General features: G+C 65.8%; 11 protein-coding genes and 1 tRNA gene. All 12 read left to right on the top strand.

Going from position 1 to position 15,766, the window contains the following annotated elements; translation table 11 throughout:
- The first annotated feature begins 6 nt into the window (after positions 1 to 6).
- The 12 genes from nuoL to TVNIR_RS14645 all read left to right on the top strand — a co-directional run bounded on the left by nuoL (position 7) and on the right by TVNIR_RS14645 (position 15,609).
- Positions 7 to 2,010 carry an NADH-quinone oxidoreductase subunit L gene (gene nuoL, locus TVNIR_RS14700; protein ID WP_015259859.1) on the top strand — a complete coding sequence of 668 codons (2,004 nt, stop codon included), beginning with the start codon at positions 7 to 9 and terminating at the stop codon, positions 2,008 to 2,010.
- A gap of 85 nt (positions 2,011 to 2,095) precedes the next feature.
- Positions 2,096 to 3,622: an NADH-quinone oxidoreductase subunit M gene (locus tag TVNIR_RS14695; protein WP_015259858.1), complete on the top strand. Its 1,527-nt coding sequence runs from the start codon at positions 2,096 to 2,098 to the stop codon at positions 3,620 to 3,622.
- Positions 3,623 to 3,635: 13 nt separating this feature from the next.
- Positions 3,636 to 5,090, top strand: a complete 1,455-nt coding sequence (gene nuoN / locus TVNIR_RS14690; RefSeq protein WP_015259857.1) for an NADH-quinone oxidoreductase subunit NuoN — start codon at positions 3,636 to 3,638, stop codon at positions 5,088 to 5,090.
- A gap of 181 nt (positions 5,091 to 5,271) precedes the next feature.
- A tRNA-Met gene (locus TVNIR_RS14685) sits at positions 5,272 to 5,348 on the top strand.
- A 653-nt stretch (positions 5,349 to 6,001) separates the two neighbouring features.
- Entirely contained in the window at positions 6,002 to 6,466 is a 465-nt protein-coding gene (rimP, locus tag TVNIR_RS14680) for a ribosome maturation factor RimP (protein WP_015259856.1), read from the top strand.
- A gap of 43 nt (positions 6,467 to 6,509) precedes the next feature.
- Complete coding sequence (gene nusA / locus TVNIR_RS14675; protein WP_015259855.1) at positions 6,510 to 8,006, top strand: transcription termination factor NusA; 1,497 nt, start codon at positions 6,510 to 6,512, stop codon at positions 8,004 to 8,006.
- A gap of 69 nt (positions 8,007 to 8,075) precedes the next feature.
- Positions 8,076 to 10,910 carry a translation initiation factor IF-2 gene (gene infB, locus TVNIR_RS14670; RefSeq protein ID WP_015259854.1) on the top strand — a complete coding sequence of 945 codons (2,835 nt, stop codon included), beginning with the start codon at positions 8,076 to 8,078 and terminating at the stop codon, positions 10,908 to 10,910.
- Positions 10,910 to 11,329 carry a 30S ribosome-binding factor RbfA gene (rbfA, locus tag TVNIR_RS14665; RefSeq protein ID WP_015259853.1) on the top strand — a complete coding sequence of 140 codons (420 nt, stop codon included), beginning with the start codon at positions 10,910 to 10,912 and terminating at the stop codon, positions 11,327 to 11,329. Before infB ends, rbfA begins: the two co-directional genes overlap by 1 nt.
- A gap of 59 nt (positions 11,330 to 11,388) precedes the next feature.
- On the top strand, positions 11,389 to 12,315 hold the full coding sequence (gene truB / locus TVNIR_RS14660) for a tRNA pseudouridine(55) synthase TruB (protein WP_015259852.1): 927 nt from the start codon (positions 11,389 to 11,391) through the stop codon (positions 12,313 to 12,315).
- 216 nt (positions 12,316 to 12,531) lie between these two features.
- Positions 12,532 to 12,801 carry a 30S ribosomal protein S15 gene (gene rpsO, locus TVNIR_RS14655; RefSeq protein WP_015259851.1) on the top strand — a complete coding sequence of 90 codons (270 nt, stop codon included), beginning with the start codon at positions 12,532 to 12,534 and terminating at the stop codon, positions 12,799 to 12,801.
- A 26-nt stretch (positions 12,802 to 12,827) separates the two neighbouring features.
- Positions 12,828 to 14,912 carry a polyribonucleotide nucleotidyltransferase gene (gene pnp, locus TVNIR_RS14650; RefSeq protein ID WP_015259850.1) on the top strand — a complete coding sequence of 695 codons (2,085 nt, stop codon included), beginning with the start codon at positions 12,828 to 12,830 and terminating at the stop codon, positions 14,910 to 14,912.
- Positions 14,913 to 14,988: 76 nt separating this feature from the next.
- The gene (locus TVNIR_RS14645; RefSeq protein ID WP_015259849.1) at positions 14,989 to 15,609 is read left to right on the top strand and encodes a class I SAM-dependent methyltransferase; all 621 of its coding nucleotides are present in this window, start codon (positions 14,989 to 14,991) and stop codon (positions 15,607 to 15,609) included.
- The last annotated feature ends 157 nt before the right edge of the window (positions 15,610 to 15,766 follow it).

Below are 15,766 nucleotides of genomic sequence, written 5' to 3'. Positions count from 1 at the left end.
GCGGCCATGGATACGGTTTACCTGATCATCGTTCTCGCGCCGCTGCTGGGCGCGATCCTCGCGGGCCTGTTCGGTCGGCAGATCGGCCGCGTCGGCGCGCACAGCGTGACCATCCTCGGGGTCGCGGTCTCGTTCGTGCTGTCGGCGGTGGTGTTCTACGCCCACGTGTTCGGGGGCACCCCCGTCTACAACGAGACCGTCTACACCTGGATGGTCAGCGACGGTCTGCACTTCGAGATCGGCTTCCTGGTCGACAACCTGACCGCGATGATGATGCTGGTCGTCACCTTCGTGTCGCTGATGGTGCACATCTACACCATCGGCTACATGGCCGACGATCCCGGCTACCAGCGCTTCTTCGCGTACATCTCGCTGTTCACCTTCTCGATGCTGATGCTGGTGATGGCGAACAACTTCCTGCAGCTGTTCTTCGGCTGGGAGGCGGTGGGCCTGGTCTCCTACCTGCTGATCGGTTTCTGGTACAAGCGCCCGACCGCGATCTACGCGAATCTGAAGGCGTTCATCGTGAACCGCGTCGGCGACTTCGGGTTCCTGATCGGGATCGCGGCGCTGGTGTTCTACGCCGGCAGCCTGAACTACACCGAGGTCTTCGCCGAGGCCGAGGGCATGCGCGACGCGACGATCACGTTGTGGCCGGGAATGACCTTTGGCCTGCTCGACGTCGCGCTGATCTTCCTGTTCATCGGTGCGATGGGCAAATCCGCACAGGTGCCGCTGCACGTATGGCTGCCCGACTCGATGGAGGGCCCGACGCCGATCTCGGCGCTGATCCATGCCGCGACCATGGTCACCGCTGGCATCTTCATGGTCGCGCGCATGTCGCCGCTTTACGAGTTCTCGGTAGCCGCACTGAGCTTCATTCTGGTGATCGGCGCGATCACCGCGTTCTTCATGGGGCTGATCGGTCTGGTGCAGAACGACATCAAGCGGGTGGTCGCGTATTCCACGCTTTCCCAGCTCGGCTACATGACGGTCGCACTGGGGGCCTCGGCCTACGCGGCCGGCCTGTTCCACCTGATGACCCACGCGTTCTTCAAGGCGCTGCTGTTCCTGGCGGCGGGCTCGGTAATCATCGCGATGCACCACCTGCAGGACATGCGGGCGATGGGCGGGCTGCGCCGGCACATGCCGATCACCTATGTGACCGCGCTGATCGGTTCGCTGGCGCTGATCGGTTTCCCGTTCTTCTCCGGCTTCTTTTCCAAGGACGCGATCATCGAGGCGGTCGGCTACTCCGAGATCCCGGGGGCGACCTTCGCCTACTGGATGGTGCTGTTCGGGGTGTTCGTGACCGCGCTGTACACCTTCCGCATGTTCTTCCTGGTGTTCCACGGCGAAGAGCGTTACGACCAGGCGCACAAGTACATGCCGGACCATGGCGACGACCACGCTGACGATCACCATCACGACCACGGACCGCTAAAGCCAAAGGAATCGCCCTGGGTGGTCACCGTGCCGCTGATCCTGCTGGCGATCCCGTCGGTGGTGGCCGGCTATTTCATCGGTCCGATGCTGTTCGGCGACTTCTTCGCGGGCAGCCTCTTCGTGCTGGAAGAACACGACGTGCTGGGAATGAAGGGCGAGAGCTACACCGGTGTCCTGGCCTTCGTGCTGCACGGCCTGATGCTGCCGGCTTTCTGGCTCGCGATCGCCGGTCTGGTCACGGCCTGGTATCTGTACATGAAACGCCCGGATCTGCCCGGGGTGATCGCCGACCGGATGCGCCTGGCTGTGCGGATCCTCGAGGAAAAGTACTACGCCGACCGCTTCAACGACCGGGTGTTCGCCGGCGGTACGCGTCGCCTGGGCCACTGGCTCTGGCGCTACGGCGATGCGCTGGTGATCGACGGGGTGCTGGTCAACGGCACCGCGCGTTCGGTCGGCTGGATCGCCGCGCGGGTGCGCGCGGTACAGACCGGCTTCCTCTACCACTATGCGTTCGTGATGATCATCGGCCTGCTGGTCCTGATCTTCGCCTTCGTGATCTGAATGTCCAACGCCATGCTCACCGACCCGAATCATCGAGGCGCCGGCGCGATGCCCGGGCGCGCCGCGGCCCCATCAAGGAACGACCATGATTGCTGACTGGCCCATCCTGAGTCTGCTGATCTGGCTGCCGATCCTGGGCGGCTTCCTGACGCTGGTCGCCGGCCGCGACGCGCCGGCGGTCGCGCTGCGCATCGGCTTCTCGGTGGCGCTTGCGACCTTCGCCGCGAGCCTGGTGCTCTGGTTCGGATTCGAGCGCGGCACGGCAGAGATGCAGTTCCAGGAGTTCACGGCCTGGATCCCGGCGTTCAACGTGCACTACCATCTGGGCGTCGACGGCATCTCGATGCCGCTGATCCTGCTGACGACGCTGACCACGGTGCTGGTGACGATCGCCGCCTGGGAATCGGTGAAGGACCGGGTCGCGTATTACCTTGCGGCATTCCTGATCATGCAGGGGCTGATGATCGGGATGTTCTCGGCGCTGGACGCGGTGCTCTTCTACGTGTTCTTCGAGGCGATGCTGATCCCGATGTTCCTGGTCATCGGCATCTGGGGCGGGCCGCGCCGCGTGTACGCGACGATCAAGTTTTTCCTGTACACCTTCCTCGGCTCGGTGTTCATGCTGATCGCGCTGATCTACATGTACTTCCAGGCCGACGGCAGCTTCGCGATTCTCGATTTTCACCAGCTGCCGCTGGCGATGACGGCGCAGATCCTGATCTTCCTCGCATTCTTCGCGGCGTTCGCAGTAAAGATCCCGATGTTCCCGGTGCATACCTGGCTGCCGGATGCCCACGTCGAGGCGCCGACCGGCGGTTCGGTGATCCTGGCCGCGATCATGCTGAAGATCGGCGGCTACGGTTTCTTGCGCTTCAGCCTGCCGATCACCCCGGACGCTTCCGCGGTGCTCGACGTGCTGGTGATCACGCTGTCGCTGATCGCGATCGTCTATATCGGGCTGGTCGCGCTGGTGCAAAGCGACATGAAGAAACTGATCGCGTATTCGTCGATCGCGCACATGGGCTTCGCGACGCTCGGTTTCTTCATCGCGTTCATGATTTTCCGCAACACCGGCGACTGGACCGGCGCCTCGCTCGGTATCGCCGGCGGCATGGTGCAGATGGTCTCGCACGGTTTCATCTCCGCGGCGATGTTCCTCGCGGTCGGGGTGCTCTACGACCGGCTGCACAGCCGCAACATCGGCGATTACGGCGGCGTGGTGAACACCATGCCCTGGTTCGCGAGCTTCTTCGTGCTGTTCGCGATGGCCAATACCGGGCTGCCGGGCACCTCGGGATTCGTCGGCGAGTTCATGGTGATCCTGGCCGCGTTCCGCGCCGATTTCTGGCTCGCGTTCCTGGCTGCGACCACGCTGATCCTGGCCGCCGCCTACACACTCTGGCTGGTGAAGCGCGTGATCTTCGGCGAGGTCGCGAACGACAACGTCGCGAAGCTCAAGGATCTGACCCCGCGCGAGTTCCTGGTGATGGGGGTGCTGGCTTTCTTCGTGCTGCTGCTCGGGATCTGGCCGGCGCCGTTGCTCGAGGTGATGAATGCGACCATCGACCAGCTCGTGACTCACATCGCCCAGTCGAAGCTGCCGGCACTCTGATACGGGACCTGAGATGAATTTCGAGATTCCTGCCTTTCTGCCCGCGGTGCCCGAGATGTTCGTGCTGGGCATGGCCTGCCTGATCCTGGTGCTGGACGCCTTCCTGCCGGATTCCCGCCGCGACATCACCTACGGCCTGGTGCAGGCGACGCTGGCCGGTGCGGCGGTCCTGACGCTCTGGCTCGCGGGTCCCGAGGCGCAGCTCACGTTCAACGGCACCTTCGTCGCCGACCCGATGAGCGACGTGCTGAAGCTCGCGATGTACATCGTGACCTTCTTCGTGTTCCTGTATGCGCGCCCGTACCTGCAGGAGCGCGACATCTACAAAGGCGAGTTCTACGTGCTCGGACTGTTCGGCGTGCTCGGCATGATGGTGATGATCTCGGCGCACAACTTCCTGACCCTGTACCTCGGGCTGGAGTTGCTGGCCCTGTCGTCGTACGCGCTGGTCGCGTTCTGGCGCGATTCGTCGCGGGCTTCCGAGGCCGCGATGAAGTACTTCGTGCTCGGCGCGCTGGCGTCGGGCCTGCTGCTCTACGGCCTGTCGATGATCTACGGCATGACCGGCAGCCTGGATATCGCCGCGGTCGCCGCGGAACTGCGCACGGCGGACGCGGGCATGAACGTGCCGCTGGTGTTCGGGCTGGTGTTCGTGGTCGTCGCGGTCGCGTTCAAGCTGGGTGCGGTGCCGTTCCACATGTGGGTCCCCGACGTCTACGACGGTGCGCCCACCGCGGTCACGCTGTTCATCGCGACCGCACCGAAGATCGCCGGCTTCGCACTGCTGATGCGCCTGTTGGTAGAGGGGCTGGGGCCGCTGCACGGCGACTGGGGCGATATGCTGATCGTGCTCGCGGTGCTGTCGCTCGCGGTCGGCAACGTGATCGCGATCGCCCAGACCAGCCTGAAGCGCATGTTCGCGTACTCGACGATCGCGCATGTCGGCTTCCTGTTCATGGGTATCCTCGCAGGTACCGAGAGCGGCTACGCCTCGGCGATGTTCTACATCATCGTCTACGCGCTGACCGCGGCCGGAGGCTTCGGGATGATCATCCTGCTCTCCGGCCGTGGCTACGAGGCCGACCGGCTCGACGACTTCAAGGGCCTGGCGAAGCGCCATCCCTGGTTCGCGTTCATGATGCTGCTGCTGCTGTTCTCGATGGCCGGTGTGCCGCCGACCGTCGGCTTCTTCGCGAAGTTGGCGGTGATCCAGGCCGCGATCGGCGCGGGCCACGTCTGGCTCGGCGTCTACGCGGTGATCTTCTCGATCATCGGCGCGTTCTACTATCTGCGCGTGGTCAAATTGATGTTCTTCGACGACCCGGTCGGGGAACGCGAGCCGGTCAACCGGGGCGGCGTGTTCGCGACTGCCATCAGCGTGAACGGCCTTGCGGTGCTGCTGCTGGGCGTCTTCCCCGGGCTGCTGTTCGGATTGACCCACTACGCGGTCGGCGGCAGCCTTCTGTAGTCACGCAGCTTGTACCCCGTGGCACCACGGCACGGGGCCGAGTCGAGTCGCCCAGGTTGTGCCGCGAGGAACGCCAGTGCGGGTGCCCGGCGGCCGGCGCTGGCCGGAATCGCATCCGGAGCCACCAGTGGTCGCGCGCTTGCGTCGCAGGGAGTGCTTTGGTATAGTCCCGTTTCTCGGATGCGGGGTGGAGCAGTCTGGCAGCTCGTCGGGCTCATAACCCGAAGGTCGCAGGTTCAAATCCTGCCCCCGCTACCAACCCGAATTATACCCGACCCGCGTCCTGCTCCGGCGCGGGTTTCTTGTTTTGGGGCGGGCGTCGGGATTGGCGTCGGCGCGCTCCAGTGGCGCCATGCAACCCGGTCAGGATCCTCGGCATGGGCTACCGTCCTGGCAGCGGAGCTGGCCCGGCCCGCCGATGCGGCACCTGCGCCCGTCGAGAGGCAGCGGGCGAGGGGCATATCCGCATTCCCGGTCCGGCGGGCCCTTCGGCTGGCGGTCCCCGCCGGGCAGCATGAGCCATCGCGTTCAATCGGTGGTGCGGCTCCTGGGCCTTTACGCTCGGGTGTCGGCTGCGGTAGGATACTGCTCCCGTGTGGAACGACCCCGGTCCGCCACACGGGCCCTTGGTGGCAGGATGGCCGATGCGGTGGTCTTCGCCGGGGGGCTGATACGGAATCAGCACGCAGGCGATCTGGATGATCTTCACCGGCTCGTGCTGCGAGAATGCCCGAAGGCCCCGGTTGGGGCCTTTATTGTTGGGTCGCGTCCCGGCGCATGGGCCGGGGCTGGACGATGAACGCAAGCCTGGCGGACGCGGATGCGGCCGTTGGCCGTATCGGGGCGGTGAACGCCCCTTTTTTGTTTCCGGACGGGGCCAGTCGCGGCCCTGCGAAGCAGGTGGTGTTTCGTTGGACAAGGCACAGGAACTCTGGGTGATGCTTGCGCCGTCGGTGCAGGCGCTGGGATTCGAGCTGTGGGGTGTGGAGTACCAGTCGGGGTCCACCCCCGCGCTGCTGCGCCTGTACATCGACCACCCGGACGGGATCACCGTGGACGACTGCGGTGCGGTCAGCGACCAGGTGGGTGCGGTCCTCGACGTCGAGGAGCCCATCCGTGGTGAATACACGCTGGAGGTTTCGAGCCCCGGCATTGAACGCCCGCTGTTCACGCTCGGGCAGTATCGCCGCTACATCGGGAGCGACGTGAAAGTGCGACTGGCCTGGCCGGAGCATGGCCGTCGCAATTACCGCGGCCGACTGCTGTCAGTGTCCGACAGCGGGATCGAGGTGGAGGTGGATGGCGTTGCGTATGCGCTGCCCCTCGGTGCGATTGCCCGTGCCCGTTTGTTGCCGCCGATCGAACCGAGTCGTTGATCAACCATCGCGGACAGCCGCCGATGTTGTGGAGAGCAAGAGCATGAACAAGGAGATCCTGCTGGTCGTCGACGCCGTCTCGAACGAGAAGGGCGTGGACAAGAGCGTTATCTTCGAGGCGCTGGAATCCGCGCTGGCGATGGCTACACGCAAGCGCCACGGTGGCAAAATGGATGTGCGGGTCAAGATCGACCGGGCCACCGGCGACTACGAGGCCTTTCGGCGCTGGACCGTAATCGACGACGACGATCCGGAGTTCGAATCGCCCGATCACCAGATCCTGCTTTCGTACGCGCGGCAGAAGTATCCGGAGATCGCGGTCGGCGAGGTGATCGAAGAACCGGTCGAGGCCGTGGATTTCGGACGCATCGCGGCCCAGACCGCGAAACAGGTGATCGTGCAGAAGGTGCGCGAGGCCGAGCGCGCGAAGGTGCTCGACGAGTACAAGTCGCGGGTGGGCACGCTCGTGATGGGCATCGTCAAGCGTACCGACCGCAACGGGGTATACCTGGACCTGGGCAACAATGCCGAGGCGCTGGTTCCGCGCGAGCACATGATTCCGCGCGAATCGGTGCGCAACAACGACCGGCTGCGCGGCTACCTGCGCGAGATTCGCCCGGAGGCGCGCGGTCCGCAGCTGTTCGTCAGCCGTACGGTTCCGGAATTCCTGATCGAGCTGTTCAAGCTGGAAGTGCCCGAGGTCGGGCAGGGCATCATCGAAATCATGGGCGCTGCGCGGGATCCCGGTGCGCGCGCGAAGATCGCGGTGCATTCCAACGACCCGCGGCTCGATCCGGTCGGCGCCTGCGTCGGCATGCGTGGCTCGCGGGTGCAGTCGGTGTCGAACGAACTCGCGGGCGAACGGATCGACATCATCGTCTGGAACGAGAATCCGGCGCAGTTCGTGATCAACGCGATGTCCCCGGCCGAGGTCCTGTCGATCGTGGTCGACGAGGAGAAACAGAGCATGGATATCGCGGTCGCCGAGGACAAGCTCTCGCTGGCAATCGGGCGCGGTGGCCAGAACGTTCGTCTCGCGTCCCAGCTCACCGGCTGGGACTTGAACGTCATGACCGAGGCGCAGGCGGCGGAGAAGAGCGACGCAGAGGCACAGCAATTGCAGGGGCAGTTCATGGAGGCCCTGGATGTCGACGAGGAGGTCGCCGCAATCCTGGTGCAGGAAGGTTTCACCACGCTCGACGAGGTTGCTTATGTCGACGAGCAGGAATTGCTCGCGATCGAGGAATTCGATGCCGAGATCGTCGAGGAGCTGCGGGCTCGGGCGCGTGACGCGCTGCTTACCCGTGCGATCGCCGCCGAGGAACAGCTCGAGGGCGCCCAGCCGGGTCCGGACCTATTGAACATGGAAGGCATGACGCCGTTGCTGGCCAACAAGCTGGCGGCGCACGGAATCTGCACCATGGAGGATCTGGCCGAGCAGGCGGTCGATGACGTGGTGGAGGCGACGGGCATCGATGCCGAGCAGGCGGCCGAGTTGATCATGACGGCGCGCGCGCCGTGGTTCGCCGAGGGCGCGTGAACGGGCCGCGCTGATGGCAGTGCAAGGCGTGGGGCCCGAGCGGATAGAATTGGATAGGAGGTAGGCGCAATGTCGCAGATGACAGTACAGCAACTCGCGGAGTCGGTGGGGACACCGGTGGACCGCCTCATTGGCCAGCTCAAGGAAGCGGGCGTCGAGGTGGATGGTCCTGCCGCGAAGGTGACTGATGCGCAGAAACTGCGCCTGCTCGAATACCTGCGGGAGACCCACGGTGGCGAGCGCAGCGAAGGCGGACGCATGACGTTGAAGCGCCGGGCGACTACGCAGACGCTGAAGGTGAGCGCTGGCCAGGGGCGGACGAAGACGGTGAGTGTCGAGGTACGCAAGCGTCGGCAGATCCTGCGGCGCGAGCCTGAGCGCGAGGTCGCGGCGCCCGTTCCCGAACCCGAGGTTGCGGCCGCAGAGCCGGAGATGGAAGCTGCGCCGACGGTTGCACCGGAGGCGGCACCGGTGACCGAAACGCACGAGCCCGAGGTTCCGGTGACGGAAGCCCCCGAGCCCCGGCCCGAACCGGCGGCCGAGATGCACGAAGAACCCGAGGAGCCGGTTGCAGCGGCCCCGGCGGAACTGCCCTCGGATCTCGAGGAACCGGAGCCTGCTTCCCCCGAACCCGCGGCTGAGCCGGAAGAGGTCGAGCCCGAGAAGGCCGCGACCGTGCCGGATGAAGGGGAGGCTGAAGCAAGCACCCAGCCTGGGTCCCGTAGGGCTCTGAGCCGTACCGAACAGCTCGCCAGGCAGGTCGAGGCCGAGCGGGAAGCGATGCGGCGGGCGGTCGAACAGCGGCAGCAGGAACAGGAAGAACGCAAGGTCCGCCAGGAGCGTCGGCAGCGTGAAGAGGCCGAGGCGGCGGCTCGGGCGAAGGCCGAGGAGCAGCGCCGTCTGGAGAAGGAAGAAGCCCAGCGCCTGTTGGCCGAGAAGGAGGCCAAGGCCCGCCAGGAAGCGGCGGGCAAGGCCGAGCCGGGACGGAAGAAGGGACGCCGTGGCGGCCGTGACGAGGGCGGCCGCAAGGAACTGCACGTAGCCGGCGATCGACGTGGCCGCCGCGACAAGGGGCGCAGCCGGGTTGCGCAGACGGCTGCGGCCGCAGCAGTGGCCAGCAAGCATGGCTTCGCCCGGCCGACCGCGCCCGTGGTGCGCGAGATTGAGATTCCGGAAACCATCACCGTCGGCGAGTTGGCTCAGGCGATGGCGATCAAGGCCCCGCAGCTGATCAAGACGCTGATGCAGATGGGCGTGATGGCCACGATCAACCAGAGTATCGATCAGGACACCGCGGTGCTGGTGGTCGAGGAAATGGGCCATAAGGCGGTCCCCGCGGTCGCCCGCAGCATCGAGGACGAGATCAGCCTGGAGATCCATCAGACCGGTGAGGCGAAGCCACGTCCGTCGGTGGTGACCGTGATGGGCCATGTCGATCATGGCAAGACGTCGTTGCTGGATTACATCCGCAAGGCCAAGGTTGCATCGGGCGAGGCTGGAGGAATCACCCAGCATATCGGTGCCTACCACGTGGAGACGCCCAAGGGCGGGATCACCTTCCTGGATACCCCCGGCCACGCGGCGTTCACCGCGATGCGCGCGCGCGGCGCGAAGGCGACCGACATCGTGATCCTGGTGGTCGCGGCCGACGACGGGGTGATGCCGCAGACGATCGAGGCCGTCGAGCATGCGAAGGCCGGCGGTGTACCGCTGGTCGTCGCGGTCAACAAGATCGACAAGCCGGACGCGGACCCGGATCGGGTGATGAACGAACTCTCCCAGCACGGGGTTATTCCCGAATCCTGGGGCGGGGACACCCAGTTCGTGCCGGTTTCCGCGCTGAATGGCCAGGGGATCGACGAACTGCTCGATGCCGTTGGCCTGCAGGCAGAGGTGATGGAATTGCAGGCCCCCGACGAGGGGCCGGCGCGTGGCGTCGTGATCGAGTCGCGTCTGGACAAGGGGCGTGGCCCGGTGGCCACCGTACTGGTCCAGGCCGGCCGCCTGCAGCATGGCGACATCCTGCTCAGTGGGCAGGAATACGGCCGTGTGCGCGCGATGTTCGACGACACCGGGACCGCGGTGAAGCAGGTGGGACCATCGATGCCGGTGGAAATCCTTGGCCTGTCCGGGGTGCCGAACGCCGGCGACGAAGTGCTGGTGGTCGCGGACGAAAAGACTGCGCGCGAGGTCGCCGCGCACCGCGAGACCCGGCAGCGCGAGCACAAGCTGGCCGCGCAGCAGGCTTCGAAGCTGGAGAACATCTTCAACCAGATGAAGGAAGGTCAGGTCGCGACGGTCAACATTTTGCTGAAGACCGACGTCCAGGGTTCCGCCGAGGCGTTGCGTGATGCCCTCGTGAAGCTCTCGACCGACGAGGTGCGGGTGAAGGTCGTGTCCACCGGGGTGGGCGGGATCTCCGAGTCCGACATCAACCTCGCGATGGCGAGCCAGGCGATCATCATCGCCTTCAACGTCCGTGCCGATGCCGGTGCGCGTCGGCTGGCCGCGGAGAACGAGATCGACATCCGCTACTACTCGGTGATCTACGAGGCGATCGAAGACGTGAAGCAGGCACTGTCCGGCCTGCTGGCGCCGGAGATGCGCGAGGAGATCGTCGGGCTGGCCGAAGTACGCGACGTGTTCAAGGCCTCCGGCTTCGGGGCGGTTGCCGGCTGCCTGGTGGTCGAGGGTACGGTCAAGCGTGGCAACCCGATCCGCGTGCTGCGCGACAATGTCGTGATCTTCGAGGGCGAGCTCGAGAGCCTGCGGCGGTTCAAGGATGACGTGAACGAGGTGAAGACCGGCACCGAGTGCGGCATCGCAGTGAAGAACTACAACGACGTGCGTCCGGGCGACCAGATCGAGGTCTACCAGCGCGTCGAAGTCGCGCGGTCGCTGTAATGGCGGCACACCGCGACTATCACCGCAGCGAGCGGGTCGGCGATCAGATTCAGCGTGAACTGGCGGAGCTGATCCGGGTCGAGGTCAAGGATCCGCGTGTCGGTATGATCACCCTCTCGGGTGTCGAGGTCAGCCGCGACCTCGCGCATGCCAAAGTGTTTTTCACCCAGTTGGGCGGGGAGGACAAGGGGATCGAAGCCCAGCAGGGCCTGAACCATGCCGCCGGCTACCTGCGCCATGCGCTGGGAACCCGCCTGCGCCTGCGCAGCGTCCCGACGCTGCGCTTCATCTACGACGATACCCCTGAGCGCGGCGCACGTATCTCGGCGCTGATCGACTCGGCGATCGCCGAGGACACCGCCCGGCATCCGGAAGGTGCGCCATCGGACGAATCCACGGACCCGGAGCCCGGCCGCTGATCCCGGGACTCCCGGGCCCGCGATCACGGCGGGCCGGACCACAGTTACCCTTGCGCACTATGCCGATTCAACGCCGTGACATCGATGGCATCATCCTGCTTGACAAGCCCCGGGGCCTGAGTTCGAACCAGGCCCTGGGGCGGGTCAAGTACCTGCTCGCGGCGCGCAAGGCGGGGCACACCGGCAGCTTGGATCCGCTTGCCACGGGCCTGCTGCCGCTGTGTTTCGGGCAGGCGACCAAGGTGTCCGGATGGCTTCTCGACGCCGACAAGCACTACGTCGCGGTGGCCCGCCTCGGTGTCGAGACCTCGACCGGCGACATGGAAGGCGAGATACTGCGCGAGCATACGGTGCCGGCACTGACCGGCGCCGATGTGGACGTCGCCTGTGCCCGCTTTCGGGGCGAAATCCAGCAGGTGCCGCCGATGCACTCGGCGCTGAAGCACCAGGGACAGCGGTTGTATGCGCTGGCACGCAAGGGCATCGAGGTGGAGCGGCCTGCCCGTACCGTGACCATCCATGCGCTGCGCGGGGTGCTGGAGGCGCCGGACCGGCTGCGTGTGGAGGTCCACTGCAGCAAGGGAACGTATATCCGCACCCTGATCGAGGATCTGGGCCGCGCCCTCGGTTGCGGAGCGGCCGTCGCCGAACTGCGCCGCACGGGCCACGGGTCGTTCGATGCCGGTGAGATGGTGACCATGGAGGAACTCGAGGCCGCGTCCGCCGAGGGTGGACCCCAGGCGCTCGAGCGCTGGCTGCGCCCTGCGGACAGCGCGTTGGCGGACTGCCCGGAGGTGCGGCTGGACGCCGCGAGTACGCGTTTCGTGCGCCAGGGGCAGCCGGTGTTCGTTGCCCGGATCCGGGAGCAGGGTCCGCTGCGCCTCTACGGTTCGAACGGCGAGTTTCTTGGCGTGGGCGAGCTGCTCGATGACGGCCGGGTCGCGCCCCGGCGGCTGTTCGTGGCCGGAGCCGCGGCAGATGCCTGAACGGGTGCCGGATGCGGTTGGCGGCTGCCTTGGTATTCGGGGCGCCCGGCGTGATACTATTTCGCGCCTTCGCGTGTGCCCGCGGCGCTGGAACAACGTCTCTTCCGGCGTGCTGGAGGCGGGCCACCCGGACAATGGACCAGGGGGGGGGGCGGCCGGCAGGGCCGTGCCCGAAGACAGGTAACAAGGTTTACGATTCAGGAGTCAAGCTACGTCATGTCAATCGGTACCGAAGCCAAGATGGCCATCGTCGAGCAGCACCGCCGCGATGCCAACGACACGGGTTCGCCGGAGGTGCAGGTGGCACTGCTCACCGCGCGCATCCAGCACCTGATGAGTCATTTCCAGACCCACAAGAAAGATCACCATTCGCGCCGCGGCCTGCTGAAGATGGTGAATCAGCGGCGCAAGCTGCTGAGCTACCTGAAGGGCAGGGACCAGGAGCGCTATCAGGCGCTGGTGCAGAGTCTCGGTCTACGCCGGTAAGTCCACCACCAAGCGGGAAGCAGAGCGTGTCATACAAGAAGACGTTTCAGTACGGAAATCAGACGGTCACCTTCGAGACCGGAGGCATCGCCCGGCAGGCCAGCGGAGCCGTCCTGGTCAACATCGCGGACACCGTGGTGCTGGTCACGGTGGTGGCGCGCAAGGAGGCCGATCCAGGTCGCGACTTCTTCCCGCTGACGGTGAACTACCAGGAACGGACCTACGCGGCCGGCAAGATCCCCGGTGGCTTCTTCAAGCGCGAGGGGCGCCCCAACGAGAAGGAAACGCTGACCAGCCGATTGATCGACCGGCCATTGCGACCGCTGTTCCCGGAAGGCTTCAAGCACGAGACCCAGATCATCGCGACAGTCATGTCGATCAACCCCGAGGTGGATCCGGACATCGTCGCGATGCTCGGCGCCTCGGCCGCGCTCGCGGTCTCGGGCGTGCCGTTCGCTGGGCCGATCGGCGCGGCTCGCGTGGGCTACCGGGACGGCCAGTACCTCCTGAACCCCACCGCTTCGGAATTGCCCGACTCGCAACTCGACCTGGTCGTGGCCGGCACCGAGAATGCGGTGATCATGGTCGAATCGGAAGCGAGCGAGCTCTCGGAAGAGGTGATGCTGGGCGCGGTGATGTACGGCCACGAGCAGATGCAGGCGGCGATCCAGGCGATCCGTGAACTGGCCGCCGACGCTGGCAAGCCGGCCTGGGACTGGACCGCGCCGGAGACCGACGACAGCCTCGACGTTCGGGTCGCCGAGGTCGCCCGTAACGCACTGGTCGAGGTCTACCAGGTCGCCGAGAAGCAGGCGCGGACCGAGCGTCTGAACAGCCTGCGTGCCGGTGTGGTGGAGCAGGTCGCCACCGGCGGCGACGAAGCGCCTTCCGCCGAGGCCGTGAAGAACGCGTTCCACGATCTGGAATACCGGATCGTGCGCGACCGGATCCTGGACGGCAACCCGCGGATCGACGGCCGCGACACCCGTACCGTGCGCCCGATCACCGTGCAGACTGGGGTGCTTCCGCGCGCCCATGGCTCCGCGGTGTTCACCCGCGGCGAGACGCAGGCGCTGGTGGTTGCCACCCTGGGTACCGACCGCGACGCCCAGGTGATCGACGCGATCGAGGGCGAGCGCCGCGAGCGCTTCATGCTGCACTACAATTTTCCGCCGTACTGCACCGGCGAGACGGGTATGGTCGGGACGCCGAAGCGGCGCGAGATCGGGCACGGCCGCCTCGCCAAGCGTGGCGTGCAGGCGGTGATGCCGAAAGACGACAGTTTCCCGTACGTGATCCGCGTGGTCTCCGAAATCACCGAGTCCAACGGTTCGAGTTCCATGGCGTCGGTCTGCGGCACCAGCCTCGCACTGATGGATGCCGGGGTACCCATGAAGGCGCCGGTTGCAGGGATTGCGATGGGGCTGATCAAGGAAGCCGACCGCTTCGCGGTGTTGGCCGACATCCTCGGCGACGAGGATCATCTGGGCGACATGGATTTCAAGGTTGCAGGCACACGCGATGGTGTGACCGCGCTGCAGATGGATATCAAGATCGACGGGATCACCCGGGAGATCATGGAGACGGCGCTACAGCAGGCGCGCGATGGGCGTCTGCATATCCTCGAGCGTATGGGCGAGGCCATCAGCTCGCACCGCACCGAGATGTCGAGCTATGCTCCGCGCTTCATTACCATGCGGATCAACCCGGAGAAGATCCGCGACGTGATCGGCAAGGGTGGGGCGACCATTCGGGCGCTGACCGAGGAAACGGGCACCTCGATCGATATCTCCGATGACGGCATCGTGAAGATCGCGTCGACCGATCAGGCCGCGGGCGAAGAAGCGAGGCGCCGCATCGAGGAGCTGACCGCCGATGTCGAGGTAGGCCGGGTCTATAGCGGACGCGTGGTGAAGATCATGGATTTCGGCGCGTTCGTGTCGATTCTGCCCGGCCGCGACGGCTTGGTGCACATCTCCCAGATCTCGAATGATCGCGTGGAGAACGTGACCGATTTCCTGAACGAAGGCGACTCGGTGACCGTGAAGGTGCTCGAGGTCGACAAGCAGGGCCGAATCAGACTGAGCATGAAGGCCGTCGACGCCGCCTGAGACGCCAAGTGAAGCCGCCCTCGGGCGGCTTTCACGTATTCTGACGAACGGTTGTGCCGAGAGGGGTTCTGAGGCCGTGGACCTGATCAGTATCCGCAAGAGCTATCGGCGTTACGCCCGCCATTACGACGTGATCTTCGGGCGCGTTTTCGCCCGGGGACGGCGCCTCGCGCTGGACACCCTGGCGCCGGTATCCGGCAAGCGCGTGCTCGAGGTCGGCGTCGGGACCGGGATCTCGCTGCCGTTCTATTGCACGGACGCAGAGGTCGTCGGGATCGACATCAGCCGGGAGATGCTCGAGGTCGCGCGCCGGCGCGTCTCCGACCAGGGTTGCCCCGCGGTGATCGGCCTCGCCGAGATGAACGCCGAGCGGCTGGGTTTCGCAGACGACAGCTTCGACGCCGTGGTCGCGATGTACGTGGCGTCCGTGGTGCCCAATCCCGAGCAACTGTTCGCGGAGATGTGGCGGGTCTGCAGGCCCGGTGGGCAGATCCTGGTAGTGAACCATTTCGCGTCGCGCCAGTGGTTCCTGCGTACCCTGGAACGCAGCCTGCGTCCGCTGTCGCGGGCCGTCGGGTTTCGGCCCGACATGGAACTGGATCACTTCGTCGCGGTAACCGGTCGCGAGCCGGTTGCGATCGAGCCTGCCAGCTTGTTCGGCTACTGGAAGCAGGTGCAGTTCACCAAGTCGGCCTGAATCGGCGATGGCCCCGGCTGAGGGCGCCTCGAAAGAGGCCTCAGCTGACTCTCGCAGCACCGTGCCGCAGCGGGTAAGGTTCCCGCGAGGCAAGACATCGGGTGTCCGACCGTTACCCACTGCTCGACTCTGGCACGCGGCGCCTGCCGGCATTGCG

Origin of the sequence: Thioalkalivibrio nitratireducens DSM 14787 (genome assembly GCF_000321415.2) — a bacterium.
GTDB classification, from domain to species: Bacteria; Pseudomonadota; Gammaproteobacteria; order Ectothiorhodospirales; family Ectothiorhodospiraceae; genus Thioalkalivibrio; species Thioalkalivibrio nitratireducens.
This window is presented reverse-complemented; position numbering and strand designations above follow the sequence as displayed.

Excerpts from the sequence above, each read along its gene's own strand:
- nusA (WP_015259855.1), top strand. The coding sequence starts at position 6,510 with ATGAACAAGGAGATCCTGCTGGTCGTCGACGCCGTCTCGAACGAGAAG.
- infB (WP_015259854.1), top strand. The coding sequence starts at position 8,076 with ATGTCGCAGATGACAGTACAGCAACTCGCGGAGTCGGTGGGGACACCG.
- TVNIR_RS14695 (WP_015259858.1), top strand. The coding sequence starts at position 2,096 with ATGATTGCTGACTGGCCCATCCTGAGTCTGCTGATCTGGCTGCCGATC.
- rpsO (WP_015259851.1), top strand. The coding sequence starts at position 12,532 with ATGTCAATCGGTACCGAAGCCAAGATGGCCATCGTCGAGCAGCACCGC.
- nuoL (WP_015259859.1), top strand. The coding sequence starts at position 7 with ATGGATACGGTTTACCTGATCATCGTTCTCGCGCCGCTGCTGGGCGCG.
- nuoN (WP_015259857.1), top strand. The coding sequence starts at position 3,636 with ATGAATTTCGAGATTCCTGCCTTTCTGCCCGCGGTGCCCGAGATGTTC.
- truB (WP_015259852.1), top strand. The coding sequence starts at position 11,389 with ATGCCGATTCAACGCCGTGACATCGATGGCATCATCCTGCTTGACAAG.
- rbfA (WP_015259853.1), top strand. The coding sequence starts at position 10,910 with ATGGCGGCACACCGCGACTATCACCGCAGCGAGCGGGTCGGCGATCAG.